This is a genomic window from Raineyella sp. W15-4, assembly GCF_033170155.1.
Lineage (GTDB): Bacteria > Actinomycetota > Actinomycetes > Propionibacteriales > Propionibacteriaceae > Raineyella.
In genome coordinates this window covers 976,674-1,001,975 of record NZ_CP137079.1, presented here as the reverse complement: position 1 = coordinate 1,001,975, position 25,302 = coordinate 976,674, and the positions used below count along the sequence as shown (strand labels likewise).

The following is a 25,302-nucleotide window of genomic DNA, read 5'->3' as shown; positions in this document are numbered from 1 at the left end:
CAGGAGGGACTCAGGCCTCGGATCGGGCCTGGGCTGCGATCCATCCCAGCGCTGCGACGTACCCCTGGATGCCCAGACCGGCGATCACCCCGGTGGCGTACGGCGTGATGTACGAATGGTGGCGGAACTCCTCGCGCGCATGCACGTTGGAGATGTGCAGCTCGATCAGCGGGGCGGTGCGCTGGGCGACCGCGTCGGCGACCGCGATCGAGTAGTGGGTCCACGCGGCGGAGTTGAGGACGACCGGCAGCGAGGCGTCCGCGGCCTCGTGCAGCCAGCCGATCATCTCGTACTCGGCGTCGGTCTGGCGCACCTCGACGTCGAGCCCCAGCTCGGCGCCGGTCGCGCGGCACAGGTCGACGAGCTGGGCGTACGTAGTGGTGCCGTAGGTGGCCGGCTCGCGGGTGCCGAGCCGCCCCAGGTTGGGACCGTTGAGGACGAGGACCTTCTGCATGACGGCAGCGTACGACTCGCCCGACAGTGGCGTAGACCTGCCCGACAGGCGATGCCCGACGCGCTCACCCCAGGGACGTGGTGCCGAGTCCGATCCCCAGGTAGGCCGCGGTGAAGCGTCCCTTCTGCAGCAGCATCACGTAGCGGGCCAGGTCCTCCCCCTCCCGCGCCTCCAGCGAGTCGCTGCGTACGTCCACCCGATTGCACGCCGCGCGGAGGGCCCCGGCGGCCCGGGTGACGTCGGCGTGGCTGTCGCCGTCGTCGAGGATCAGCAGGTGGGGACGCCGATCCGCGCTCGGTGCGTCCTCGAACGGGTCGGCGAACGGGTCGGCGGGTTCGGTGGCCTCGATCACGGCCATCAGCTCGCGCGCATCGGCCGAGAGGGCGGCCCGGCCGGTCACCGTACGCAGCGACCCCGCGACACGTCGCCCGGCGCGGGCGGCCAGCACGGACCCTCCCCACACCAGCGGCTGGGCGTCGGCCATCGCGCAGGCCAGGCCCTTGGCCGGGTTCGCCGACAGGTCGAGGAACGGGGAGGCCGCCTCGGCGACCATGTCCGCGGCATCCGCGATGGACTCCACCGACACCGGCGGTCCGAGGCGCAGTTCGTGCAGGGCGGCGAGCATGATCATCACCGCGGCCAGCGGGTCGCCGGTCGAGGTGGGGACGAGCGTGGTGCTGCGCGAGGCGGCGAACTCCGCCACCGACGACGCCGCGGGTGCGGCGATCACGATCCGGGCCCCTCGCCGGGTCGCCTCCTGCGCGGATTCGATCAGCGCCGGGTCCGATCCCTCGGCCGCCATGATCAGCACCAGGTCGAGCGGGCCGACCCAGCCCGGCAGACCCTGGCGCGGCCAGGCCACGAAGGGCACCGGGCAGATCGGTTCGAGCACGGCGCGGATCAGCCGCGCGTCGGTCCCGACGGCGATCACCGCCCGGGGCCGGTCGGCCTCGGCCAGCTCGAGGATCGTGGCGGAGGCGCCGTACCACTCCCCGCGCAGCCGCGCGCCGCACTCGGCGAGGTGCCGCAGTGGGGCGTCGTACGCCTGCAGGACCTCACGGTCGTCGAGGCGCGAGTCGTCGAAATCCGCCATCGTCGTCCGGCCCCCTACTCGCCGTGGTCGTCTCGCCGACCGGCATCGGCTCCGGCCCCGCCGAGGCCGGGGCGACCACGCCCGGTGTCGACGCCGTGCGGATTGCGCGCCTCGTCGACCAGCAGCACCGGGATCCCGTCCCGCACCGGGTATGCCAGGCCACATCCGTTGCCAGTGCAGACCAGTTCGTTGCGGTCGTGGTCCACCGCCAACGGCGCATGGCAGTTCGGACAGGCCAGCACATCGAGCAGTGCCGGGTCCAGGTCGACGGCCATCTCAGTCTCCTCGCTGCCCGCCGGTGCCGGCGGGTCGGTTGCAGTCAGTCTAGGAGTGTCCCGCCGCCCGGGAGTGCCACCGCGGCGGGACGGCGGCTCAGCCGCGGACCAGGCCGAGGACCTCGTCGCGGAGCGACTCCATCGTGGCCCGGTCGACCGCCTCGACGTTGAGCCGCAGCAGGGGCTCGGTGTTCGACGGGCGCAGGTTGACCCGCCAGCCGTCGCCACGGACCGTCAGCCCGTCGACCCGGTCCTGCGTGCCGCGACCGTCGAACGCCCGGGCGACGAGGTCCATCGACGCCTGCTGGTCATCGACGTCGGAGTTGATCTCCCCCGACCCGACCCGGCGGATGTACTTGGCGACGAGCTGGGACAGTGGCCGGTCGGAGTGGCCCAGCAGGGACAGCACGTGCAGGCCGGCGAGCATGCCGGTGTCGGCGAAGTAGAAGTCCCGGAAGTAGTAGTGCGCCGAGTGCTCGCCGCCGAAGATCGCGTCGTGCTCGGCCATCAGGGCCTTGACGTAGGTGTGGCCGACCCGGGAGGTGACGGTGGTGCCACCGTTCTCGGTGACGATCTCCGGCACCGAGGCGGAGGTGATCGTGTTGATCACGATGGTGGCGCCGGGCTCCCGGGCGAGTTCCTGTTCGGCGATCATCGCGGTGATGGCGGACGGATCGACGACCGCGCCGGTCTCGTCGATGGCGAAGCACCGGTCGGCGTCCCCGTCGAACACCAGCGCCAGGTCGGCGCCGGTCTCCACCACGCGCCGCTGCGCGTCCACAAGGTTCTCCGGGATCAACGGGTTCGGCTGGTGGTTCGGGAAGGTGCCGTCCAGGTCGCCGTACAGCACGTCGAGGTCAAGGTTGAGCGGCCCGAGGACGCTGGGAGCGGTGTGCCCGGCCATGCCATTGCCGGCATCGACCACGACCTTGAGCCGCCGGATGCCGTCCAGCGGCACCAGGGCGTGCAGGTGCGCGGCGTACTCGGCCAGGTAGTCCTGCTCGCGGGCGGATCCGCAGGTCCGGGCGGCCGTGGCGATCGCGGCCAGGTCCAGGCCGGCAGTGTCCAACGCCTGCGCGTCGTGCTTCAGCTGCCGCAGGAACTCGGGGGTGACCGGCCGGGCGCCGGCCAGGCAGAACTTCACGCCGTTGTAGCGCGCCGGGTTGTGGGAGGCGGTGAAGGTGATCCCCGGCAGGTCCAGGTGGCCGGACACGAACCACAGCTCGTCGGTCGAGGTGAGGCCGGCGACGACCACCCGAGCCCCTTCACTGCGAGCCCCCGCGACGAACGCCGCGGAGAAGTCCGGGCCGCTGGTGCGCATGTCCCGCCCGACGACGAACTCCACCGGACCTCCGTCCGCCCCCTTCATCAGGCGGACGTATGCGACGCCGAGAGCGGCGGCACCGGCAGTGTCCCATTCCGGGCTGTCGCCCGAGGTCACACCACGGATGTCATTGGCCTTGAAGATCTGATCCTGAAGCATCGTCGGCGATCCTATCCCTTCCCGATGGCCGCGTCGGCGCCGGTTCGTGGAACCGGCCCGGTATCTGACACCCCACGCACCTCGGGCGGATCCGGCTCAGGACGGGCGCGATCCGCGGGTCCGGGCCGTCCGCCCGCCCTCGGTGCCGCCGGAGTCCTTCAGCATGGTCAGATGGCCCTTGTGGGCCACCTCCCGGACGTCGGCCCGCTCCGCGAAGTCGCCCGGACCGACCGGCTCGTCCTCGGCCAGACCGACCCGGCGGATCGCGTCCGCCAGCGCCATCAGGTCATCGGCATCGGGCTGCTCCGGCCGGCCGGTGAGCGGCAGCCGGATCACGTCCCAGCCACGCGGCACGGACAGCCGCTGCGAGTGCTCCAGACACAGGTCGTACGCCGCCGGCTCGGAGCGCGCCGAGAGGGGACCCAGCACGACCTGCTGATCCGCGTACGCGAAGGTCAGGGTCGCCACTGCCGATCGGCCGCAGCCTGATCGCGTACACCGCCTGGTCGTCACCCCACGAACGGTACTCCCCCGGGTTCCGGTCCCAGGGAAAGCGGCGCGATCGTGTCGCGGCCCCGCCCTCGGGGTGGCTCGGGATGGGAGCCCGTCCGGGTGAGCTGTCGTAGCGCCCCGGGTCGACCGTCGCGGCGCCGCGTTCGGGTCCCCGCGGGATCGGGACGCCGACTATCCTGGCCGGCATGTCCAGCTCCTGGTACCGCCCGCACCGACGGGACCGGCACGGGCGCGGGTTGCGTGGTCCCCTCGCACTGCCCAATCCCTGGACCGGCCGGCCGGTCCGGGCCCCGCATCCGCCCGACGACCGCGAGTACTTCGCCGGGGCGCTGGCGGATGCCATCGCCGCGATCGCCGCCACCGCTCCACGGGTGCTCGACGGCATCTCGGTCGGCATGGAGGACGTCCCGGACCTGCCCGCCTCCTGGGCCCACGACAGCGTGCCGCTGGCCGCCGCGGTGGAATCACCGGACGGTCGGGCCGCGGAAGTGGTGCTCTATCGTCGGCCGCTGCAACTGCGGGCGGCCTCGCGGGAGGGTCTGCGGATCCTGGTACGCCGCACGCTGGTGGAACAGCTCTCCGTGGTCACCGGCCTACCGCCCGACGAGATCGACCCGGAAGGCGAGTCCGACGACGAGTGATCTGCATCCCGCCGCCTCGATCAACTGATCGATAGCACGGAATCGGGCACCCGTCTCCAGGAAGCCGACTCCCCCGCGGAACCGACGATCCCGGCTCCGGGATTCCGGCAGAAACCAGAAGCGGCACCCTGGAATAGGGTGCCGCTTCCGTCGGACAGGCAATTCGGAGCCGCTGTTCCAGCGGTATCTGGGGATCTGTGCATCAGACGATCTGCTTCTTGAGCTTGCGGCGTTCCCGCTCGCTCAAGCCGCCCCAGATCCCGAATCGCTCGTCATGTGCCAAGGCGTAATCGAGGCATTCCGCGCGTACGTCACAGGATTGGCAGACGGCCTTCGCCTCACGGGTCGATCCGCCCTTCTCGGGGAAGAAGGCCTCGGGGTCCGTCTGCGCGCACAGGGCGCGCTCCTGCCAGCCCAGAATGCCCTCGTCGTCACCTCCATCGAGGACTGTCAGCCATTCGTCCATGCGTTCCTCCTGGTTTCCCGGATGAACTGCCCGCGGGGGGTTCGGACAGCCGAAATCGTGTCGGTTGGCCGGACCTGGGGACCGGCCTCGGTCTGGTTGTAGACGCCCGTCGATGTGGCCCGATCCCGCCGGGAGATCGAGTCACACCATTGGGATTACACTGATGTGATCCCCGGGTGTGAGTCCGAGATTACGTCATCGGAACGGCCCCGCGCAACGCACAACGACAACAACTTGGCTACTACACCGCGTGTCGGATGGCGCTCCGGCGGGGACTAATGCTGCACCCGGAAACGGGGGGGGTCAGCGGATCACCCGGTCACCGGGGATCACTGCCCGGCGTACGCCACAGATCGGGGTCGATCCGGCCCGGACCCAACGCCGCCTTCCCGTTTGTCTCCGGGGTGGCCGTCGAGGACGCACGATCCCCTGGTTCACCGACCCGCGGCGTACGCTCCGCCGACGGATCATCCGGCCCGGTGCCCTGGGCACCGGCCGATTCGAGGGGTGCGGCGCCGGGCCCGGACTCCCACCCGAACGGTGTCGTGGTGTCCCCCCAGGACATCGCCTCGCGGCCGTGGGCGGCATCGGCCGCACTGTGCCAGGCGGCGCCGGCGGTCGGATCGGGCTCCCGGCGGGCCGCCTCGCCACCGGCCGCCGACGTTCCGCCTCCCGGAACGGCGGTCGAGGCGTCCGTCCCGGCCGCAGTCTCCGCCTCCGCACCGTTCGTCCCGGCCGCGGCCCCCGACGGGGGTGCCTCGTCCCCCTGACCCGCGCGTCGCGCGGCGCCGGCGACGGTCGCCAGCACCACGCACAGCAGCACCGGGACCACCGAGGACACGACGATGTCGGCCACCTCCAGGGCCCGGTCGCTGGACCGCAACGACGGCGACCACAGGCCGGCGACACCGACCGCGATCGACGTCCCGACGGCGAGCGAGCCCACCCAGGTCGCCTGACGGGTCAGCCGGACAGCGTTCTCCAGCCGGGGCCGCACCCAGACATCCGCCACGGCCAGGAGCAGCAGCACCAGGATCACCGGGACCGAGACGAGGTCCTGGGCATGACGTGCCGCGGCCTCCAGCGGCGGGAGGCCGCTGACCACGGCGAGCACCATCCGGACGACCCCCAGCACCCACCAGGCCACCACCAGGGCGATCACCACCCGGGTGAACGGCCCACGCCGTTTGCGCACCTCCGTCAGGACATCGGGCATGGCTCTCTCTCCGTAAGGGAAGCCGGCTCCTCGGGAAGCCGGGCGGTGGATCAGACGAAGGCCTCGCCGGCCTGGTCGCGGACCGTGGCCACCAGTTGCTTGATCCGTTCGGTGTCGCCCTTCGGGCAGACGAGGGTGACGTCGGAGGTGCGGACGACGACGATGTCGGCCAGGCCGACGGTGGCGACCAGGTGGCCGTCGTCGGTCCGGTTGATCACCAGCGTGTCGTGGGTGTCCAGGTGCACGACGGCGCCCTCGCCCGCGTTGCCGTCCGCGTCGTGGGGCAGTTGTTCGGCCAGTGCCGGGAACCCGCCGATGTCGTACCACTGGATCGGCAGGGCGACGGCGAGCACCTGGGCGCTGCCCTCGCCGCGGGAGACCGGCTCCATGATGGCGTAGTCCACGCTGATCTTGGGAGCCTGGGGGAACAGCTCGCCGACCCGGGACGGGTCCGCGGCGATGGCGGTGACGATGTCGTACGACTGGGGGGCCAACTGGCGGAGCTGGTCGAGGAAGGTCCGGGCCCGCCAGACGAACATGCCGGAGTTCCACCAGTACTCGCCGGAGGTCAGGTACTGCTCGGCGGTCGCCCGGTCGGGCTTCTCGCGGAATTCCACCACCTCGGTGACATCGTCGAACCCCTCGATCTCCGCGCCGCGGTGCAGGTAGCCGTAGCCGGTGTGGGCGGTGGTCGGCACGACCCCGAAGGTCACCAGTGCGTCGGGCCGGGCCTCGACCACGTCGTACGCCAGCGCCAGCCGCTCCCGGAACGTCTCGACGGGGCGCATGATCTGGTCGGCGGTGACCACCGCGACGGAGGCCTCCGGGTCACGGGCGGCCAGTACCGCCGACGGCCAGGCCACGGCGTTCAGCGAATCGCGGCCGATCGGCTCACCGAGGATGTGCTCGGGGTCGATCTCCGGCAGTTCCGCCTCGACGACATCCCGGTAGGAGGCCCCGGTGCAGACCCAGACGTGATCGGCACCGACGACCGCCTCCACCCGCTCGTAGGCGAGCCGCAGCAGGCTCTTGTCACCCACCAGGTGCAGCAGCTGCTTGGGCATCCCCTTGCGGGACAGCGGCCACAGCCGTGTCCCCGATCCTCCGGCAACGATCACAACATGACGGTTGGCGCCGGATCCCGAGCGGGCTTCCGTTGATGTCGATGGCATGGCCTCATTCTGCCAGTCCGCTCAGACACCGGGCAGACGCGGAGCCGAGTGTGGCGGGCGCCTCACCCTCGGCCGGCCCGAAACTTCGTTGGTCGTCAACTCCCGAACGCGGCAGACCCCGCGGTCGCTCGTCTCGTCTGGCTGGCTGGCCGGGCCGCCGGCCAGCCAGCCAGCAAGTGGGCACCCAGCCCCACTAAACAGCCTCGGCACATCGTCGCTCCCAGCAGGCCTGCACCAAAGGTTCACTATACGAAAGTATATTTCTTGACCAAGATCTCAGAGTTCAGAACCTGGCAACCCCGTCAACACTACGATCAACTCGCACCAAGTCCCGAAAATAAGTCGACTGAGCTACTTGTCTCGGCACTGGTAAAACTGTCACCAAACCCCCAGGCTTCAAGAAATACCCAATAGATCGCCATACCACAACACACTGGCGACCACTTGGGCAGGAGCATCAGTCAGCAAACCCATCCACCCAAAGGGTGGAGTTGACCAAGCCTGCAGAGATGCTATGACGTCAGGGACGAATTCCCTAAAAGACACGCTTCCGATTTCCACCACACCTCTCTTCAACGACGCGCCGGGAACCAGAAATCCTATAACAAATGGGTGCCCGAACGATGACAAGAACTTCTGGACCGCCAGGGACGGCTCAAGTGGTGTCGACTTTGGGCCTTCGAGTCCCCCCAAGGACTCAGTGTCGCCGCAGCAAAGCCTTACTTTGACTGGGCAATCTACTCCGACCCCTGCTCGGTGATGTCACAGACAGTTGGAGTTGCATACCCCGAGCGTTTACCCGACCAGCCAGAGTTCCCAGACTATTACCCCTTTCAAAGCCGCATCCGCGGTGTGACGGGAACAGCGAGCAATTCACCGATGAGTGGTGCCGTCGACCCCGTCAGTAACGACTGTTTCACTGGTGCCATCGACTCCACATGCATGGGCCTTACTGACGCTGTAGCTAGAGATGTTCCCACCGTCTTGATGTTCAACGTCAACCAGGGCTTCCGAGCACCCGGATGCGTCGGCAGAGAGATGGACGACATCCCTACTCCTGCGGCTGACAACGAGTCAAAGTCTGACCGAGATTCAGCGAAACTGGTTCCCAAAACCGCAAAAATTTCCCTAAGCGCAAATTAACTGAGCAACATTCCCCTCGAATCAAGAACCCGTCCAGGGGATATGCTGCCGCATCTGCCACCGCTCCTTTGTGCTCACATTCTCAATGATGTAGGGTTTGTTCAACCTGTTACCCCTAGTTTTCAGGACGGAGCATGTCGAAGCCACCCATCCGAGCAGCATCAATTGCATTCCTGAGCACAGCAGCAGTCTGCCTGACGCTTCTCTTACTCATTGCACGATTCTCAAATTTTCTCCTGCCAACACTCGGATGCTGGAACTCTCCAGAAGAAATGAGAAGCATGGGTAATTACTGTGGGCATGGCCAAGGGGTCGGCCTCTTCTTGGGGTTGTTCCTCATCGGCGCTGGAGGAACGGTCTTCACTATCACTTATCTCTCCATACGCTCACACCAGAGCCGAAGATCCTGAATCATCAAAAAAGAACGAGCGCACAAGCCAGCAGACAGATCCCCTGCGGCAGGGTAGTCCGCCATGGACGCAACGATCTCGACAGTGGAACGGCGACGACAGGTCCCATCGCATCACACCCGCAGGCCGCAGTAGGGTCTTCCGCATGCGCACCGCCGGATCGCTGTCCTTCGACCACTCCCTGCGCGACCGGGTCCGCCGACGCGGCGGTGACCCGCTGATCACCTACTACGCACCGAGCAGCGGCGTACGCGTCGAACTGTCCGCGCGGACCTTCGTCAACTGGGTGGACAAGACAGCCAACCTGGCCGCCGATGAGCTCGACCTTGCCGAGGGCGACGTGGCCGTCCTGCCGCTCGCCGCCACCCATCCGGGGCACTGGATCACCCTGGCCTGGGTGGCGGCGCTGTGGCAGGTGGGCGTGCTGGTCCGCGAACCGGACGAGGGTGGGCCCCGGCCCGATCTCGTGGTGACCGGGCCCGAGGAGTACGCCGACGACTTCCCGACGGCCCGAGCGCTCGGCGCCCGGGCGACAGCGGCCTGCTCGCTGCATCCACTGGGCCTCGGCTTCCCGCGACCGACCGGCGCCGGGGTACTGGACTACGGGGCCGAGGTGTTGTCCCAGCCCGACGTCTATGTCCAGGCGCCGGCCACCCCGGGCGCCCCACTGTGGCAGGGCACGGGCGGCGGAGATGACGGTGCGAGTCGTGACTGGGCGGAGGTCGCTCAGGACGCCGGGTCGCTGATCACCGATGCACCCGACGGATCGTACGGCCGGCGACTGGTCCGGCCGGCGACGGCGTACGCCACCGTGCTGGCCGCTCTGGTCGCCCCGGTGCTGGGTGACGGGTCGGTGGTGATCGTCGACGGTCCGGTCGACGACGCGACGGTGGCGCAGATCGCGGCGGCAGAACGCGCCACCGCCTGAGATCGGCGCCGAGCGCCGGCGTCTGACAGCGGACCGGACGTCCGCCGCCCGAGGTCCTGCACCTCACCCCGGCCACGAGGCCAGGCCGGCGGTCAGTGGGCCGGGCGGTCGTCCCCCAACCCGGCCAGGAAGCCCAGGCCCCAGCACATGTGCATGATGACGAAGACCAGCGGCAACCGGATCCGCACCTGCCAGGGCAGCTCCCGGCGCAGCGCCGCGGCGCCGACGACCACTCCGACGAGGTAGCCGATCGGAGCGAGCCACCCCAGCTTCATCCAGCCGACCTTGTGGTAGCTGCCGTGGCCGCCGGCGGCCAGTCCGACGAGCACTCCCAGCACGGCCAGTGGCGGGGCGAGGTAGCGGGCGTTGAGGGTGTCGGGGTGTCGGCGGACGACCTCCCGGCGCCACTTCCCGGTGTCGTAGAACTGGCGCGCCAGCGCCCGGTAGGTGGACCGGGGCCGGTAGGTCACCCGCATCGCGGGGGTGAACCAGACCAGCTCTCCTGCCTGACGCAGCCGGTAGTTCAGCTCCCAGTCCTGGGCCCGGTGCAGCGTCTCGTCGTAGCCGCCGACGGCCTCCAGCGCGGACTTGCGGAAGCTGCCGAGGAAGACGGTGTCCGCGGGCCCCTCGGGCGAGGTCCGCAGGTGGAAGGTCGACCCGCCCAGCCCGAGCCGGCTGGTGTAGGCAACAGCCACGGCTTGTTCGAAAGGCGTACGACCCTGGGCGTCCATGATGCCGCCGACGTTCGCCGCCCCGGTGCGGGCGAGCGTCTCGACGGCGGTGGCGATGTACCCGTCACCCAGTTCACCGTGCCCGTCCACCCGGACGATGATGCCGTGGCGCGAGGCGGTGATGGCGCGGTTGAGCCCGGCGGGTGTCCGGCCGGTGGGGTTGTCGACGAGCCGCACCCGCTCGTCCGCGGTGGCGAGGCGCTCGGCGATCTCCCGGGTGTCGTCCTGGCTCGGCCCGACGGCGATGATGACCTCGAGCGGGCCGGGGCAGTCCTGGTCCAGCACCCGCCGCACGGCCGCCTCGAGGTGGCGCGACTCGTTGCGGACCGGCATCACCACGCTGACCGCGGTGGGGCCGGCGCTGACCGTTGTGGTGTCGACCGCTTCCGGCGTCACCGTGGGCCCGGCCACGCGCTGTCCCGGGGCGGGCCCGGTCGAGGCGGCCGGGTCGGTGGCGGCTTCCTGCGGGGGGAGGGTCATCGGTTCCTCACTGGTCACGGTCGGGCGGCGTACGCACCTTATCGGGCGTACGGCTGCCTACCGCGCCGAGGCTACCCGGCAGACCTACCCGTTCGTGGCCACCCGGCAGATCGACTCGAGGTTGTCCACCTCCGGCCCGGGAGAGGGCGAAGGGGTCGCGGAAACCGCGGCGGAGGAGGATGACGTGGCTGGAGCCGTCGTGGTCGAGGTGTTGGCCGCAGTGGTGGTCACCGGAGTGGCGGGACCGGACGCGCCGCCGGCCGCCGCCGCAGTACCAGCAGCGGACGACGACGCGGTCGCAGTACTGGCCGCGGCGGCCTCCCGGTCCAGTTCTTCGGCCCGGGCGATGTGGTCCTTCACACTCGCCCGCAACACGTCGTACTTCGGGCTGCCGGGGTAGATCAGTGGAGGAATGAAGCTGATGCTGCTGATCGGCAGCGCTCGGGCCTTGACGGCGAGGTCGGTCAGCCGACCGATGTCGCTGGGCGGCATGTCGGTGGTGAGGATACTGCCGCCGGCGGTCGCCAACGCGTCGAACTTGGCGACCACGGTCACCGGATCGGCCTGGTGCAGCACGGCCGTCATCACGCACTTCTGCCGCTGCATCCGTTCGAAGTCGTTGGCCCCCTGGCGGGAGCGGGCGAACCACAGGGCGTGCAGGCCGTCCAGGTGCACTCCGTCACCCGCCCTGATCCAGCCGAGGATCGGGGAGGTGCCGCCGCCGATCGGCACGTCCTTGCGGATGTCGAGGGTGATCCCGCCGAGGGCGTCGATCAGCCCCTGGAAGCCGGCCATGTCGATCATGGCGTAGTAGTTGATGGTCAGCCCGGTGGCTCCCTCGACGGCCTCCTTGGTGGCGCGCGCGCCCGGGTCGGCCACACCGGGGTAGAGCTTCGGGTCCTTGGCTGCGGCCTCGGTGGCCCTGGTGTAGACGGCGTTGAGCAGGCACTCGTGGTCGGGGCAGCTGAACCCGGCCGGGTAGAGGGTGCGCATCGGCGAACCGGCCGAGAACGGAACGTCCTCCAGATTGCGCGGCAACGAGAACAGCACGGTCCGCCCGGTGACGACGTCGACACTGGCCACGGTCAGCGAATCAGGGCGCAGCCCGACCCGGCTCTTGCCCGCATCGGCGCCGAGCAGGAGGATGTTCACCCGCCCGCCGGTGGCCTTGCCGGTGCCACCACCGGCGAAGACCGTGCCGACCAGTTGGGCGCCGCTGGCGACGGTCCGTACGCTCACGCCGACGACGCTGCCGACGAGCACGACCAACGTCAGGGTCACCGCGGCGAAGGCGCGGCGGTGACGGGGCTCCATCGCCGGCGGGTAGGCGAGCCGCCACGCGTCGACCAGCAGGCCGATCCACCCCAGCGAGCCGACCACCGCCACCACGATGACCAGGCCGGTGACCAGCGGATTGGCGAGGACGGTGAGCAGCGCGGCCCAGGAGACGGCACCGATGACGCCGAGCAGGACCACCAGCGCAAGGACGATCCCCCAGCAGCGCAGGGCGATCACCCCGACGGCGCGGTTCCCGGCGACCAACTGGGCCGAGCCCGGTGCGACCGCGCTCAGCAGCAGCAGTCCGGTGCCACGGCGCACGCGGATGCCCTCCGCGGCACGCTGCGGGTCGACTGGCTGGGCGCTCGGGCGATGGGTCACGACGGGAACTTTCGAGAGGACGACAGACCTTGCTCTCGGAGCACTTCTGACAGTAGGACAGGGCTGCCCAGTCCGCGGCAACGCCACGCCGCGGGGCGGTTTCACCGGGTGTTCAGCGCGCCCGGGTATTTTGGCCCCCATGGCTGGACGCGACGACCTCGACTGGCTCTACGGCCGGGACGATGCGCCGGATCCCTCACGGCCCTTCGGAGAGGATGCGGCGCCGTCCGGCGCGCCCTCGACCCCGGAACGCGGACGGGCGGCCTCCGACTTCGGCCAGCCGGCCCCGCCCCCCGTTGCGCCCGGTGCCAGCCGGTCGACCGGGGCGGCCGACGGTGCGCGCCGCGACCAGCCGGCCACCGCGGTGTTCATCCCCCGCGGCCGCGCCGAGCCGGATCCCCGCCGGACTCCTCCGGGCACCCCGTCCCGCGCTCCGTACGCCTCACCGGCCGATCCGTACGCCTCCCCGGCCGACCCTTGGCGCGAGCCGCCGTCGGCCCCTGCGCCGCCGCCCCGCTCGGCGATGCGTCGCCGGCCTGACCCCGCCGCCCTGCCCGGTGCCGTCGGCCCGGGGGAGCCGGGTGGGACCGGACCCCGGCTCCCTCGCGGTGGTCGGCCCGGTCCCGGCGGACGCGCCCCGCGACGGCGTCGGGTGGTGCGCTGGACGGTCGGAGTGATCGCTGTCCTGTTGGTGTACATGCTCGCCTTCCCGGCCTGGGCCTGGTTCGGCTCGGCGCGGGTCGAGGCGACCTCGACGGGCCAGCGGCCCGGCCGTCAGCCGGGCATCACGCTGCTGATGACCGGATCGGACTCCCGGGTGGGACTGACCGCCTCCCAGACCCACGCCTACGGCGGCGGCGCTGAGAACAGTGCCCGAACCGACACCATCATGCTGTTGCACATCCCGCTGGTCGGTGCGCCCGCACTGGTCTCGATCCCCCGCGACTCGTACGTCGCGATCCCCGGGCACGGCAAGAACAAGATCAACGCCGCCTACGCCTTCGGCGGTCCCCAACTGCTGGCCCAGACCATCGAGCAGGACACCGGGGTCCGGATCGACGGTTACGTGGGGCTCGGGTTCGACGGCTTCGTCAGCATCATCGATTCCCTCGGCGGGATCCGGATGTGCCTCGACGCCCCGATGAGCGACAAGGACGCCCACGTCGACCTGCCGGCCGGCTGCCAGACGCTCACCGGCGCCCAGGCGCTGGGCTACGTCCGGATGCGCAAGGCCGACCCACTGGGCGACATCGGCCGGATCCAGCGCCAGCGGGCGATGGTCGGCGCGACGGTCCACAAGGCCGTCTCCCCGCTGACCGTGATCAACCCGGTCCGCTGGATCGGCCTCAACAACGCCGTCCGCGGCGCGATCAGCCGCGGCACCGACACCGGCCCGCTCGACGCGATGGCGCTGCTCTACGGTGCCGCAGTGGTCGGGTCGGGCGGCGGCCACACGTTCAGCGTGCCGGCGGCCAACACCAGCTACCGCACCCCGGCGGGCGACGCGGTGCTGTGGGACGACGCGAAGGCCAAGGTGGTGTTCCGTGCCCTGCAGACCGGCAACACCACCGGCCTGGGACAGTTCGACAAGAAGAACTGAGGTCTCAGCGTGCTGGGGACGCGGATCTTCTCGGACGGACGAGGCTCGGCCGCGCTGGGACGGTGTGCGCCTGCCATGAAGGAGGGGGATCAGCCGGGCGTCGCCGCACTGAGTTCGCCCCGGGATCTCTCATATTCCCGGACCAGATCTCGGCCACGCTGCCACGCGCCGTACCAGTTGTACGTCGTGCGGGTCGGTTGACGCGCCCCGCATCGGATGGCATCGAATCCACATCCTGGGCTCCGGTGCCACCCCAACCGCTCCGGTACCCACAAGCGTGTCGCAGTTGGCCCAAAGCCACGCTAACATCTCGCCTGTCGTAGATCCGATCACGGAAGGCACTCCGCGATTCGCACCCCTCAGAACGCAGCTCCACCACCTGAGTCCACCGTGGCTGAGTTGTCCGGCCTCCCCCGTCGGCGCACCATTGTCCTCGGCGCCGCCTGGGCAGTGCCCGCGGTTGCTCTCACCGCCGCCGCACCCGCGTACGCCGCGTCACTCACCTGCACATACGTGGCACCCCAGCCGACGCAGAGCGCCGAATACACCGCGGCCGTAACGACTATCTGGCCAGTCCCCACCGACGTCACCACCGTCCAGTTCGAGATCTGGGGCGGCGCCGGCGGTGGCGGCAGCAGCGGCAGCAAAGTGACCGGCACACTCAACCTGACTGGCGTCACTCAACTCGCGCTCGTGGTCGCGCAGGGCGGACTCCTCCCCTCCGATTCGGGAACCGCCAGTGTGGGTGGTAGCGGCTTCGGCGACGGCGGCAGCGTTCCCAGCTATTCAGGAGCAACCACCGTCGCCTATGGAGGTTCCGGCGGCGGCGGAACCGCGATCTTGCTGGGCACTGCCAGTGGCACTGTTGTGGCCATCGCCGGTGGCGGCGGCGGAACCGGGCGCTATCGGCCTCCATCCTGGAACACGAGCGGCGGCGGTGCCGGTACCGGCGGTTCCGGCACCCAGGGCAGCAACCTCGTGGTAACCGATAACACGCACACGTTGACAGCGTCGATCGGCAAGAGCGCTGCTTCGGGCTCAGGCCTGGGGTCCGCCGCCGGTGGAGCCTCCACCACTCACAGTGCGACGCCCACCGGCTCCACCCGGACTGCTTTCGACACCGCAGATGGTGCGGCTGGCCAGGCTGGCAATCTGACGGTCGGCGGCAATGGCGCCAACGGTGTCACGGCTAGCCTAGCGAGCCCTTCGTGGGCCGTCGTCAGCGCCGCCGGCGGCGGCGGGTACGCCGGCGGCGGCAGCGGCGCAGCCGTGGCCGCCAACTGGTCCGACCAGCAACCGAGCGGGATCGGGGTGGGAATCGGCGCCGCCGGCGGTGGTGGCTCCGACTACGTCAACTCCACCTATGTCTCGAGCCCCGCGAGAAGCGTCGCGCCCAACGGCAACAGCGGCAACGACGTACGCAAGCCTGGATATATCAAGCTGACGTGGACCGCGGTCTCGAGTTGCCCATAAGGCTCTTCGTGCCCGTCTGATCTGTCCGCGGGTGTGAACGCCCGGGCGCCCCGTCCACACCCGCGGCGTGTCTACGCTGTGTCACTGAGCCTGCCCAGCCCGCTGCCGCCTCCCTTTAGCCACGCTCAGCCAGGGCGTTCTGGACGGTGCTGGTAACCCTGCGTTCCGCTTCGGCGCTCAAAGCACAGTCCGGTGACCCAGCCGACGTCAGTGGTCGCGGATCCGTTCGCCCTTGGCCTCGGCGGTCGCCCGCAACTCGTCCTGGAAGGCGATCATCCTCGCGGTGAGCTCCGGATCGCCGGCGGCGAGGATCCGTACGGCGAGCAGGCCGGCGTTGCGGGCGTTCCCGATCGCGACGGTGGCCACCGGCACCCCGGCCGGCATCTGGACGATGGAGAGCAGTGAGTCCATCCCGTCGAGGTACTTCAGTGGCACCGGGACGCCGATCACCGGCAGCGGGGTCAGCGCGGCGAGCATCCCGGGCAGGTGGGCGGCGCCGCCGGCCCCGGCGATGATCGTCTCCAGGCCGCGCTCGTGCGCGTGGCGGCCGTACGCCACCATCGCCTCGGGCATCCGATGCGCGGAGACGACGTCGGCCTCGTAGACGATGCCGAACTCCTGCAGTGCGATCGCCGCCGGCTCCATCACCGGCCAGTCGGAGTCGGACCCCATCACGATGCCCACCCGGGGCTGGGCGGTGGACTGAACTGCCTCGGTCATGCGATCTCTCCCATCAGATAGCGGGCGGCGTGCAGGGCGCGGGCCCGGACGTCCGCCAGGTCGGTACCGTACGCAGTCACGTGCCCGACCTTGCGGCGGGGCGTGACCGTCTTGCCGTAGAGCTCCACCTTCAGCTGCGGGTCCCGCGACATCACGTGCAGCAGCCCGCCGGCCAAGTCCTCCCGGGAGCCGCCCAGCACGTTCTCCATCACCGTCCACGGGGCACGCACCGCCGGATCGCCCAACGGCAGGTCCGCGACCGCCCGCAGGTGGTTCTCGAACTGCGAGGTGTGTGCCCCGTCGATCGACCAGTGGCCGGTGTTGTGCGGGCGCATTGCCAGTTCGTTGACCAGGATCCGGCCGTCCCGGGCCTCCATCAGTTCCACCGCCAGCACGCCCACCACACCGAGGTCACCGGCGATCCGCAGCGCCAGCTGCTGGGTGGCGAGGATCCGCGCCTCGTCCAGTCCGGGCGCGGGGGTGATCGTCTCGGCGCAGATGCCGTGGTCTTGGACGGTCTCCGAGATCGGGTAGGTCACCCCCTGGCCGGAGGGGGACCGGACGACCAGCGCGGACAGCTCCCGGGTGAAGTCGATGAACTCCTCGGCGAGGATGCGTACCTCCCCGCTGGTGCCGGAGCCGGCGGTGGTGCCGCCGCCGACCTCGCCGGCAGCCACCGCCGCGAACGGCACCGTCGCCTGGTCTGGCCCGTCGATCTTCCACACGCCCTTGCCGTCGTAGCCGCCCCGGGAGGTCTTGGCGATCACCGGCCAGCCGATCCGGTCCCCGAAGGCGACCAGGTCGGCGACGGAGTCGACCACTGCGTACGCCGGGCACGGTGCCCCGAGCGCCGCCAGCCGCTCCCGCATCACCACCTTGTCCTGGGCGTGGACCAGCGCACCCGGACCGGGACGTACGGCCACCCCGCGCGCCTCCAGCTCCTCGAGCAAGGTGGTCGGGACGTGCTCGTGGTCGAAAGTCACCGCGTCACAGCCCTCGGCGAACGCCAGCACGGTCTCCCGGTCGGTGTAGTCGCCCACCACCACGTCGTGGGCGACCAGTTCCGCGCTCACCCCGGGGGCCTCGGCGAGCAGCCGGACGTGCAGCCCCAGGCGGGTGGCCGGGCCGTACATCATCCGGGCCAACTGGCCGCCGCCGATGATCCCCACCACGAAAGGTCGCGCTCCACTCACGATCGACAAGGCTACCCGGACGCCTCCCGGCCGGCCGCCGGCGCGCGACACGGATGTGAGAGTATGCACCCGATGACCGAGAACCAGCCGCAGACCACCGTCCCTTCCTCCGACGAGACGGCCCCCGAGGGCACCCAGCCGGGCCTCATCGCGCGGGAACAGGACGTCCTGGCGCACCCGGAGCGCTACCGGATCCTCACCGGTGACCGGCCGACCGGCTCCCTGCACCTGGGTCACTACCTCGGCACACTGCAGCGGCGCGTGCAGCTGCAGGACGCCGGCGTCCCGACGGTGCTGGTCATCGCGGACTTCCAGGTCATCACCGACCGCGAGGACCCGGGCGACATCCAGCGCAACGTGTTCGAGATCCTCAAGGACTACCTGGCCTGCGGCATCGACCCGGAGAAGACGATCACCTTCACCCACTCGGCGGTGCCGGCCCTCAACGAGCTGATGCTGCCGTTCCTGTCGGTGGTGAGCCTGCCGGAGATGGAGCGCAACCCGACGGTGAAGTCGGAGCTCGCCGCCTCGGGCCAGAAGACCCTCAACGGGCTGCTGCTCACCTATCCGGTGCACCAGGCGGCGGACATCCTCTTCTGCAAGGGCAACCTGGTGCCGGTCGGCCGTGACCAGCTGCCGCACGTCGAGCAGACCCGGGTGGTCGCCCGCCGGATCAACGAGCGCTACGCCGGCGGGCGGACGATCCTGCCCGAGCCGCAGGCACTGCTGTCCCCCGCCCCGCTGGTGCTCGGCACCGACGGCGACAAGATGTCGAAGTCGCGCAACAACTACATCTCGCTGTCGCACACCGCCGACGAGACTGCCAAGCTGCTCCGCAAGGCGAAGACCGACGCCGATCGGCACATCGCGTACGAGCCCGAGACCCGCCCCGAGGTCTCCTCGCTGGTGATGATCGGCGCTCTGCTCAGCGGCCAGGAGCCGGAGGACTTCGCCGCGGCGATCGGCGACCGTGGCGGCAAGGCCCTCAAGGACGCGGTCACCGAGGCGGTGAACGAACACCTCGCCCCGATCCGGGCCCGCCGACTGGAGCTCGGCCAGGACCCGGGCTACCTGCGACAGGTGCTGCGGACGGCCAACGAGAAGGCCAATGTGATGGCCGACGCCACGCTGGCCGAGGTCAAGGACGCACTGGGAATGGTCTACTACTGAGCGACGACATCGGCTGAGCGCGATATCGGCCACGGTGCGCGTGGCGCGCTCTGCGGCGATCGTCCAACCGCCCCTTCCGGTAGCCGCCGGTGTGTCACGCAGCCGCCGCTGTGCCGAGGCGACGCGACATACGCCAGCCGCCGCCGCTGCTGCCAGCCGCCGCCGGACCAGTCAGATGCGGCCTGCCGGCGCGCGGCAGGAAGCTGAAGACGCCGCGTCAGCCTGAAACAGCGGCGGCTGACGACCCGGACCGGTGACCGGTCCACCGTGGCCCCGCCCTGGACCTGACATCGCAACACCGCCCTGGCCACCCCACGGCCGATGACTGCGCCCATGCCCCGAGCATATGGGGCGCGCTCCCACCGGCGGCGTCACTCCGCCGCGACCGCTCCGTTCTCCCGGACCGGGGCCTCGGTCGGCCGGAAGATCAGCCAGCGCTGCAACGAGAAGTTGGCCACCGTGGCGGCCCCCTGCCCGAAGACGAACGAGATCGTCTGCACGACGAGGCGCGGCAAGTGCTCCTGGGCGAGCAGCGGGAACAGCTTGGCGAAGATCCCGACCTGCAACGTGAACGTGATGACGTAGGTGAGCATCGTCAGGACGAAGCGCCGCGCGGACGGCTGCGCCTTGAAGGTGAACCGGCGGTTCAGCGAATAGGCCGTGATGGTGCCGGCGACGAACGACGCCGCCTTCGCCGGCGTGTACGCCACCCCGACCGCCATCAGGATGAGCAGCAGGCCGAAGTCGACCACGGCCGACATCACGCCGGTGCCGAAGTAACGGATCGCCTGCTGGACCAGCCCGACGTGCTCGACGTCGGGCTGGTCGTCCACCGCAGCGGCCGCTTCGGTCGTGGTGGTCTCGATGGTCATCGCCTCCGTGATGCTCTCCTCCGGCGCCTCCGCACTGCCCGGCTCCGGTGTGATCGGGTCAGCCAGATGGGCCAGCGGCGGCCCGGCCAGGGGATCGTCGTCGGGCCGCTCGGCCGCGTCGCTCCCGGGGTTGATCACCGGGACAGCCTAACCCGCCGTCCCCGGGCCCCTGGTCAACTGCCGGGCGACGCCCGGCGGGGCACCGGGACCGTTCTCGGGGTGCGGCACGGCGTTCCACCCCGGGCATGTGATGTCAGTCACCTCAGATGGGTGACGTCCCCGGCGGCGAACGCCCGGACACCGCCGTCCGCCCGCACCAGCACCGCACCTGAGGGGTCGATGCCGACGGCACGCCCGATGACCGTACGCTCCCCGCCGGCCGGCGACCCCAGCAGCACCCGGACGTCCCGGCCGATGGTCGAGCACTGGTCCTCGTACGTCTGCCGCAGCAGCGTGAGCTGTCCCTCGTCCCAGATCCGGTACATCTGCGACCAGACGCCGAGCACCTCGGCGACGAGATCCGCCCGGTCCACCTCGGCGCCGCACAGTCGCAGCGAGGTGGCGGTCGGCACCGGCAGCTCCTCCTCGGACAGTGAGACGTTGATCCCGAAGCCGACCACGCAGCCCGGCCCCTGGGGGCCGTCGACACGTTCGGAGAGGATGCCGCAGATCTTGCGCCCGTCGACCAGCACGTCATTGGGCCACTTCAGGGTGGCATCCACTCCGGCGGCGCGGCGGATGCCCCGGGCGATGGCCACACCGGTCAGCAACGACAGCCACATCCACTCCGGCAGCGGACGACGCGGGGCCACCCCGAGCGAGACCGCCACGGCCGCACCGGGCGGCGCCTCCCACCGTCGGTCGAAGCGGCCTCGGCCGGCGCTCTGGTGATCGGCGACGAGCACCAACCCGACCCCACTGCCGGCCCGCATCCGGGCCGCCGCGTCGGCGTTCGTGGAGCCGGTGGACGCCACGACCTCCACGCTGTGCCACAGTCCGGCACCCGCGCCAAGCCCCGTTCCGGGGGCGAGAACTCGCCCGCGAAGGCGCTCTGCATCAGTACGTGGGGACTCCGGCATGATCGCCAGCGTACCGGGACCCGACGAATCCTCCGGCGACCGGCGGCGGGGTCGGGGAGGCGCTACAGTCAGGCTAGCCCGCACCGTTGTCCGGAGCCGTGCGACCGGTCAGCGGGCGGGAGCTACACCGTAGTAGGCACCCGAGGCGAAGGTTTCAAGAGGTATGGACGTCGACATCCACACGACAGCAGGGAAACTCGAAGATCTGAAGCGGCGGGTCGAGGAGGCGGTCAATGCCGGCTCCGCCGCAGCTGTGGAGAAGCAGCACGCGAAGGGCAAGCAGACGGCCCGCGAACGGATCGAGGCTCTGCTCGACGAGGGTTCGTTCGCCGAGCTGGACCAGTTCGCCCGGCACCGTTCCCACGCCTTCGGGCTGGAGAGCAGGCGTCCGTACGGTGACGGTGTCGTCACCGGCATCGGGTCGATCCACGGCCGCCCGGTGTGCGTCTTCTCGCAGGACGTGACCATCTTCGGCGGCGCCCTCGGCGAGGTCTACGGCGAGAAGATCGTCAAGATCATCGACTTCGCCCTGAAGACCGGCTGCCCGCTGATCGGCATCAACGAGGGCGGCGGCGCCCGCATCCAGGAGGGTGTGGTCTCTCTCGGCCTCTACGGCGAGATCTTCCGCCGCAACACCCAGGCGTCCGGCGTCATCCCGCAGATCTCCCTGATCATGGGCGCCGCCGCCGGAGGCCACGTCTACTCCCCGGCGCTGACCGACTTCACCGTGATGGTCGACCAGACCTCACAGATGTTCATCACCGGCCCCGCGGTCATCAAGACCGTCACCGGCGAGGACGTCACCCTGGAAGACCTGGGCGGCGCCCGCACCCACAACACGAAGTCCGGCAACGCCCACTACCTCGCCGCCGATGAGGCGGACGCCCTCGAGTACGTCCGCGAGCTCGTCTCCTACCTGCCGCAGAACAACCTCGAGGATCCGCCCTACTACGACGAGGTCGCCGACCTCGGCATCACCGAGGCCGACCTCGCCCTGGACACGCTGATCCCCGACTCGCCCAACCAGCCGTACGACATCCGCCGGGTGATCGAGGCCGTCCTGGACGACGAGGAGTTCCTCGAGGTCCAGGAGCTGTTCGCCCAGAACATCGTCGTCGGCTTCGGCCGGGTCGAGGGCCGCACCGTCGGCATCGTGGCGAACCAGCCGATGCAGTTCGCCGGCTGCCTCGACATCGACGCCGCCGAGAAGGCCGCCCGGTTCGTCCGGACCTGCGACTGCTTCAACATCCCGATCGTCACCTTCGAGGACACCCCGGGCTTCCTGCCGGGCACCGACCAGGAGTGGAACGGCATCATCCGCCGCGGCGCGAAGCTGATCTTCGCCTACGCCGAGGCGACCGTCCCGCTGATCACCATCATCACCCGCAAGGCGTACGGCGGCGCGTACGACGTGATGGGCTCCAAGCACCTCGGTGCCGACGTCAACCTCGCCTGGCCGACCGCCCAGATCGCCGTGATGGGCGCCGAGGGTGCGGTCAACATCCTCTACCGCAAGCAGCTGGCCAACGACTCCGACCCGGAGACGCTGCGCAAGACGCTGATCGACGAGTACAACGACACGCTCGCCAACCCGTACGTCGCCGCCGAGCGCGGCTACGTGGACCAGGTCATCCAGCCGCACGACACCCGTCAGGAGATCGTCCGGGTGCTCCGCCTGCTGCGCACCAAGCGGGAGAGCATGCCGCCGAAGAAGCACGGGAACATCCCGCTGTGAGTACCGAGGTCGAGGAGAAGAAGACTCCGACGGTGTTCCGCATCTCCTGCGGAAACCCCTCGGAGGAGGAATTGGCTGCGATCACCGTGGTGTTCGCAGCCCTGGCCGGGCCCGATGCCACCCCGGGCACCGGCACCCAGCCCCGGCACTCCCGGTACAACTCGTACTGGCGGGCCATCCGTCGGACGTTCGCGACCGGCCGGGAGACCTGGAACTCCGGCATCCGTCAGTTCTAGTCGCGCCGGCTGGCCGGCGCGCCGGGTCTAGTCTGTCCGGCGTGACCGCACGCGCCATCGACCGAGCCGGGGAGACCACCCCGCGACCGGGCCATCGCCTCACCACAGGGCATCGCCTGGTCCTGGGGTCGGCCTCCCCGGCTCGGCTGTCCACCCTGCGCGCCGCCGGGCTGGACCCCGAGGTGATCGTCTCCGGCGTCGACGAGGACGGCGTCGAGGCGGCCTCACCGGCCGCGCTCGCGGCGACCCTGGCCCGGCTCAAGGCGGAGGCAGTGGCCGCCCGGCTCACGGCGCGGCCACCGGCCGCCCGGCGGCCGACCAAAGGCCCCGCGACCGGCACCACCATCGTGATCGGCTGCGACTCGGTGCTGGAGCTGGACGGCATCGCGTACGGCCGACCGCGCTCCGCGGAGGCGGCCCGCGCCGGTTGGCGGCGGATGCGCGGCACCACCGGCATCCTGCACACCGGCCACCGGGTGATCGTGCTGTCCGCCGGATCCGGCGCCCCGAGCGGCGACCACACCGGTGAGACCGGGACCGCAGGAACCGGGGCGGCGGATACCGGGGCCGCGGAGACCGCCAGCACTGTCGAGGTCCGGGCCGCGACCGGGATCGGCAGCACGGTGGTCCACTTCGCGAGCCCGACCGACGAGGAGATCGACGCGTACGTCGCGACCGGCGAGCCGCAGCGGGTGGCCGGCGGCTTCACCCTCGACGGGCTGGGCGGTGCTTTCGTCGACGGGGTGGAGGGGGACCCGCACAATGTCGTCGGCATCAGCCTGCCGCTGCTGCGCGGCCTGCTGCACGGCCTCGGAATCAGCTGGATCGATCTGTGGCAGTAGGCTGGCGCCATCATGACTTCGACGCCCGAATCCGGAATCGCCCAGCAGCCTGCGGGCGCCGCCCGACCCCGGCCTTTCCTCCCCGCCTGGCTGCGGGCGATGCGCCCCAAGCAGTGGGTCAAGAACGTACTCGTCCTGACGGCACCGCTGGCGGCCGGGCGGATCGCCGAACCCCATGTGCTGGTGTCCACCGTCCTGGCGATGGTGGCCTTCATCCTGGTGTCCGCCGCGATCTACCTGCTCAACGACATCCACGACATCGAGGCGGATCGCCAGCATCCGAAGAAGCGGTTCCGGCCCATCCCGGCCGGTGAGCTGCCGATCGGCTTCGCCTGGGTGCTCGCCGCTGTGACCGGCCTCGGTGGCCTGGCGCTCGGCTTCTGGATCTCCCTGGGACTGGGCATCACGCTGGGCACGTACGTCGTCGTGCAGTTCCTCTACTCCTACTTCCTCAAGGACTTCCCGGTCATCGACCTGGCGGTGGTGGCCTCCGGGTTCCTGCTGCGCGCGGTCGCCGGTGGGGTGGCGAGCGACATCCCGCTCAGCCAGTGGTTCCTGCTGGTCGCCTCGTTCGGCTCGATGTTCATGGTGGCCGGCAAGCGCTACTCCGAGATGCGTCACCTGGGCCCCGAGGCGGGCACCCGGAAGTCGCTGGCCGGCTACACCGAGAGCTACCTGAAGTTCGTCTGGGAGCTGGCCGCCGTCGCCGTCGTGATGTCGTACTCGCTGTGGGCCTTCGAGCAGCGCCTCGGCGGCTACTCGAAGATGCTGTGGGCGGGCATCTCGATCTTCCCCTTTTCCATGGCGATGCTGGAGTACGCCTTCCGTATCGATCGTGGCGAGGGCGGCGCCCCCGAGGACGTCGTCCTGCACGACCGGGTGCTCCTCGCGCTCGGTCTGGCCTGGCTGGTGACCATCTGCCTCGCCGTCTTCCTCTGACCCCAGGAGCCCCTCCATGATGGACGCGACCGCGAATCCCCGCACCCTGCTGCTGCTCGGCGGCACCTCCGACATCGCCCTGGCGATCGCCCGGGCGTACGCCGCCGAGAGCCCGGCCCTGGACGTGGTGCTCGCCGCCCGGCCGACTGCCCGTCGCGCCGCCGCCGCCGCGGCGCTGCGGGCGGAGGGAGTCGGGGTCCGGGAGGTCGATTTCGACGCCCGCGCCGCCGGCACGCATGCCGCGACGATCGAGCAGGCGTTCGCCGGCGGCGACGTGGACCTGGCGGTGGTCGCCTTCGGGGTGCTGGGCGACGCGGAGGCGGCCTGGCAGGACCCCGAGCAGGCTCTGGAGCTCGCCGAGGTCAACTACACCGCACCGGTGCACCTCGGGGTGATGCTGGCGAACCGGATGCAGGCCCAGGGCCACGGCCGGATCGTGCTGCTGTCCAGCGTCGCCGGGGAGCGGATCCGCCGGTCCAACTTCGTCTACGGCTCCACGAAGGCCGGTGTCGACGGCTTCTACCGTGGCCTGTCCGAGGCGCTGCGCGGCTCCGGAGTGGGCGTGCTGGTCGTCCGGCCGGGCTTCGTGAAGTCGAAGATGACCGCCGACCTGCAGTCCGCGCCGCTGGCCGTGACCCCTGAGCAGGTCGCGGCCGAGGTGGTCGAGGGCGTCCGGACCCAGCGGACGGTGATCTGGGTGCCGAAGCTGTTCCAGCTCGTGATGCTGGTGCTGCGGCACATCCCGCAGGCGATCTTCCGCAAGCTCCCCTTCTGATCCG

Annotated in this window: 23 protein-coding genes and 1 pseudogene; 10 read left to right on the top strand and 14 right to left on the bottom strand. The window is 70.3% G+C overall.

The window, feature by feature from the left end; all coding sequences use genetic code 11:
* Nucleotides 1-10: 10 nt before the first annotated feature.
* The 5 genes and pseudogenes from aroQ to R0145_RS04600 form a co-directional block, all read right to left on the bottom strand.
* Complete coding sequence (gene aroQ / locus R0145_RS04620; RefSeq protein WP_317839238.1) at nucleotides 11-454, bottom strand: type II 3-dehydroquinate dehydratase; 444 nt, start codon at nucleotides 452-454, stop codon at nucleotides 11-13.
* 64 nt (nucleotides 455-518) lie between these two features.
* The gene (locus R0145_RS04615; RefSeq protein WP_317839237.1) at nucleotides 519-1,547 is read right to left on the bottom strand and encodes an SIS domain-containing protein; all 1,029 of its coding nucleotides are present in this window, start codon (nucleotides 1,545-1,547) and stop codon (nucleotides 519-521) included.
* Between the two features lie 98 nt (nucleotides 1,548-1,645).
* Nucleotides 1,646-1,822 (bottom strand): annotated as a pseudogene (locus R0145_RS04610) (Trm112 family protein); the annotation flags it as partial.
* A gap of 97 nt (nucleotides 1,823-1,919) precedes the next feature.
* Nucleotides 1,920-3,305: a phosphomannomutase/phosphoglucomutase gene (manB, locus tag R0145_RS04605; protein WP_317839236.1), complete on the bottom strand. Its 1,386-nt coding sequence runs from the start codon at nucleotides 3,303-3,305 to the stop codon at nucleotides 1,920-1,922.
* 96 nt (nucleotides 3,306-3,401) lie between these two features.
* A complete protein-coding gene (locus R0145_RS04600) occupies nucleotides 3,402-3,818 on the bottom strand; it encodes a DUF3499 domain-containing protein (protein WP_317839235.1) in 417 nt (138 codons plus the stop codon).
* A 185-nt stretch (nucleotides 3,819-4,003) separates the two neighbouring features.
* On the opposite strand from R0145_RS04600, the gene R0145_RS04595 reads away from it, so the two are divergent.
* Entirely contained in the window at nucleotides 4,004-4,459 is a 456-nt protein-coding gene (locus R0145_RS04595; protein ID WP_317839234.1) for a metallopeptidase family protein, read from the top strand.
* 202 nt (nucleotides 4,460-4,661) lie between these two features.
* Here R0145_RS04595 and R0145_RS04590 read toward each other — a convergent pair whose 3' ends face one another.
* The 3 genes from R0145_RS04590 to R0145_RS04580 form a co-directional block, all read right to left on the bottom strand.
* Nucleotides 4,662-4,925 (bottom strand): WhiB family transcriptional regulator, encoded by a 264-nt coding sequence (locus R0145_RS04590; RefSeq protein WP_317839233.1) that lies wholly within the window; start codon nucleotides 4,923-4,925, stop codon nucleotides 4,662-4,664.
* Between the two features lie 319 nt (nucleotides 4,926-5,244).
* Nucleotides 5,245-6,141 carry a hypothetical protein gene (locus R0145_RS04585; RefSeq protein WP_317839232.1) on the bottom strand — a complete coding sequence of 299 codons (897 nt, stop codon included), beginning with the start codon at nucleotides 6,139-6,141 and terminating at the stop codon, nucleotides 5,245-5,247.
* Nucleotides 6,142-6,191: 50 nt separating this feature from the next.
* On the bottom strand, nucleotides 6,192-7,313 hold the full coding sequence (locus R0145_RS04580; RefSeq protein ID WP_317839231.1) for a mannose-1-phosphate guanylyltransferase: 1,122 nt from the start codon (nucleotides 7,311-7,313) through the stop codon (nucleotides 6,192-6,194).
* Between the two features lie 1,698 nt (nucleotides 7,314-9,011).
* On the opposite strand from R0145_RS04580, the gene R0145_RS04575 reads away from it, so the two are divergent.
* Nucleotides 9,012-9,794 carry a TIGR03089 family protein gene (locus R0145_RS04575; protein WP_317839230.1) on the top strand — a complete coding sequence of 261 codons (783 nt, stop codon included), beginning with the start codon at nucleotides 9,012-9,014 and terminating at the stop codon, nucleotides 9,792-9,794.
* A gap of 92 nt (nucleotides 9,795-9,886) precedes the next feature.
* Here the strand turns inward: R0145_RS04575 and R0145_RS04570 are convergent, their stop codons facing one another.
* Complete coding sequence (locus R0145_RS04570) at nucleotides 9,887-11,005, bottom strand: glycosyltransferase family 2 protein (RefSeq protein WP_317839229.1); 1,119 nt, start codon at nucleotides 11,003-11,005, stop codon at nucleotides 9,887-9,889.
* Between the two features lie 84 nt (nucleotides 11,006-11,089).
* Nucleotides 11,090-12,664, bottom strand: coding sequence for an LCP family protein (locus R0145_RS04565; protein ID WP_317839228.1), 1,575 nt, complete (start codon nucleotides 12,662-12,664; stop codon nucleotides 11,090-11,092).
* 139 nt (nucleotides 12,665-12,803) lie between these two features.
* On the opposite strand from R0145_RS04565, the gene R0145_RS04560 reads away from it, so the two are divergent.
* Complete coding sequence (locus R0145_RS04560) at nucleotides 12,804-14,264, top strand: LCP family protein (RefSeq protein WP_317839227.1); 1,461 nt, start codon at nucleotides 12,804-12,806, stop codon at nucleotides 14,262-14,264.
* Between the two features lie 390 nt (nucleotides 14,265-14,654).
* On the top strand, nucleotides 14,655-15,737 hold the full coding sequence (locus tag R0145_RS04555; protein WP_317839226.1) for a hypothetical protein: 1,083 nt from the start codon (nucleotides 14,655-14,657) through the stop codon (nucleotides 15,735-15,737).
* Between the two features lie 207 nt (nucleotides 15,738-15,944).
* Here the strand turns inward: R0145_RS04555 and purE are convergent, their stop codons facing one another.
* Together purE and R0145_RS04545 are read right to left on the bottom strand one after the other, a co-directional pair.
* The gene (purE, locus tag R0145_RS04550; protein ID WP_317839225.1) at nucleotides 15,945-16,457 is read right to left on the bottom strand and encodes a 5-(carboxyamino)imidazole ribonucleotide mutase; all 513 of its coding nucleotides are present in this window, start codon (nucleotides 16,455-16,457) and stop codon (nucleotides 15,945-15,947) included.
* Nucleotides 16,454-17,650, bottom strand: coding sequence for a 5-(carboxyamino)imidazole ribonucleotide synthase (locus R0145_RS04545; protein WP_411742073.1), 1,197 nt, complete (start codon nucleotides 17,648-17,650; stop codon nucleotides 16,454-16,456). The genes purE and R0145_RS04545 overlap by 4 nt, the downstream gene beginning before the upstream one ends.
* A 72-nt stretch (nucleotides 17,651-17,722) precedes the next feature.
* Here R0145_RS04545 and trpS point away from each other — a divergent pair, with 72 nt between their 5' ends.
* On the top strand, nucleotides 17,723-18,820 hold the full coding sequence (gene trpS, locus R0145_RS04540) for a tryptophan--tRNA ligase (protein ID WP_317839224.1): 1,098 nt from the start codon (nucleotides 17,723-17,725) through the stop codon (nucleotides 18,818-18,820).
* Between the two features lie 371 nt (nucleotides 18,821-19,191).
* Here trpS and R0145_RS04535 read toward each other — a convergent pair whose 3' ends face one another.
* Together R0145_RS04535 and R0145_RS04530 are read right to left on the bottom strand one after the other, a co-directional pair.
* Nucleotides 19,192-19,830 carry a GtrA family protein gene (locus R0145_RS04535; RefSeq protein ID WP_317839223.1) on the bottom strand — a complete coding sequence of 213 codons (639 nt, stop codon included), beginning with the start codon at nucleotides 19,828-19,830 and terminating at the stop codon, nucleotides 19,192-19,194.
* 119 nt (nucleotides 19,831-19,949) lie between these two features.
* Nucleotides 19,950-20,666, bottom strand: a complete 717-nt coding sequence (locus tag R0145_RS04530; RefSeq protein WP_317839222.1) for a biotin--[acetyl-CoA-carboxylase] ligase — start codon at nucleotides 20,664-20,666, stop codon at nucleotides 19,950-19,952.
* Nucleotides 20,667-20,934: 268 nt separating this feature from the next.
* Between R0145_RS04530 and R0145_RS04525 the strand changes: the two genes are divergently transcribed.
* Genes R0145_RS04525 through R0145_RS04505 form a run of 5 tightly spaced genes read left to right on the top strand, consistent with a single transcriptional unit; the run spans nucleotide 20,935 to nucleotide 25,298 of the window.
* A complete protein-coding gene (locus tag R0145_RS04525) occupies nucleotides 20,935-22,506 on the top strand; it encodes an acyl-CoA carboxylase subunit beta (RefSeq protein ID WP_317839221.1) in 1,572 nt (523 codons plus the stop codon).
* Complete coding sequence (locus R0145_RS04520; protein ID WP_317839220.1) at nucleotides 22,503-22,742, top strand: acyl-CoA carboxylase subunit epsilon; 240 nt, start codon at nucleotides 22,503-22,505, stop codon at nucleotides 22,740-22,742. The genes R0145_RS04525 and R0145_RS04520 overlap by 4 nt, the downstream gene beginning before the upstream one ends.
* A 41-nt stretch (nucleotides 22,743-22,783) precedes the next feature.
* Nucleotides 22,784-23,584 carry a Maf family protein gene (locus R0145_RS04515; protein WP_317839219.1) on the top strand — a complete coding sequence of 267 codons (801 nt, stop codon included), beginning with the start codon at nucleotides 22,784-22,786 and terminating at the stop codon, nucleotides 23,582-23,584.
* Nucleotides 23,585-23,596: 12 nt separating this feature from the next.
* Nucleotides 23,597-24,523: a decaprenyl-phosphate phosphoribosyltransferase gene (locus R0145_RS04510; protein WP_317839218.1), complete on the top strand. Its 927-nt coding sequence runs from the start codon at nucleotides 23,597-23,599 to the stop codon at nucleotides 24,521-24,523.
* Nucleotides 24,524-24,539: 16 nt separating this feature from the next.
* Nucleotides 24,540-25,298: a decaprenylphospho-beta-D-erythro-pentofuranosid-2-ulose 2-reductase gene (locus R0145_RS04505; RefSeq protein ID WP_317839217.1), complete on the top strand. Its 759-nt coding sequence runs from the start codon at nucleotides 24,540-24,542 to the stop codon at nucleotides 25,296-25,298.
* Nucleotides 25,299-25,302: the final 4 nt, after the last annotated feature.

Bases quoted from the DNA above. Each gene is read 5' to 3' on its own strand.
- aroQ (WP_317839238.1), bottom strand. From the start codon at position 454: ATGCAGAAGGTCCTCGTCCTCAACGGTCCCAACCTGGGGCGGCTCGGC.
- R0145_RS04615 (WP_317839237.1), bottom strand. From the start codon at position 1,547: ATGGCGGATTTCGACGACTCGCGCCTCGACGACCGTGAGGTCCTGCAG.
- manB (WP_317839236.1), bottom strand. From the start codon at position 3,305: ATGCTTCAGGATCAGATCTTCAAGGCCAATGACATCCGTGGTGTGACC.
- R0145_RS04595 (WP_317839234.1), top strand. From the start codon at position 4,004: ATGTCCAGCTCCTGGTACCGCCCGCACCGACGGGACCGGCACGGGCGC.
- R0145_RS04590 (WP_317839233.1), bottom strand. From the start codon at position 4,925: ATGGACGAATGGCTGACAGTCCTCGATGGAGGTGACGACGAGGGCATT.
- R0145_RS04585 (WP_317839232.1), bottom strand. From the start codon at position 6,141: ATGCCCGATGTCCTGACGGAGGTGCGCAAACGGCGTGGGCCGTTCACC.
- R0145_RS04580 (WP_317839231.1), bottom strand. From the start codon at position 7,313: ATGCCATCGACATCAACGGAAGCCCGCTCGGGATCCGGCGCCAACCGT.
- R0145_RS04575 (WP_317839230.1), top strand. From the start codon at position 9,012: ATGCGCACCGCCGGATCGCTGTCCTTCGACCACTCCCTGCGCGACCGG.
- R0145_RS04570 (WP_317839229.1), bottom strand. From the start codon at position 11,005: ATGACCCTCCCCCCGCAGGAAGCCGCCACCGACCCGGCCGCCTCGACC.
- R0145_RS04560 (WP_317839227.1), top strand. From the start codon at position 12,804: ATGGCTGGACGCGACGACCTCGACTGGCTCTACGGCCGGGACGATGCG.
- purE (WP_317839225.1), bottom strand. From the start codon at position 16,457: ATGACCGAGGCAGTTCAGTCCACCGCCCAGCCCCGGGTGGGCATCGTG.
- trpS (WP_317839224.1), top strand. From the start codon at position 17,723: ATGACCGAGAACCAGCCGCAGACCACCGTCCCTTCCTCCGACGAGACG.
- R0145_RS04525 (WP_317839221.1), top strand. From the start codon at position 20,935: ATGGACGTCGACATCCACACGACAGCAGGGAAACTCGAAGATCTGAAG.
- R0145_RS04510 (WP_317839218.1), top strand. From the start codon at position 23,597: ATGACTTCGACGCCCGAATCCGGAATCGCCCAGCAGCCTGCGGGCGCC.
- R0145_RS04505 (WP_317839217.1), top strand. From the start codon at position 24,540: ATGATGGACGCGACCGCGAATCCCCGCACCCTGCTGCTGCTCGGCGGC.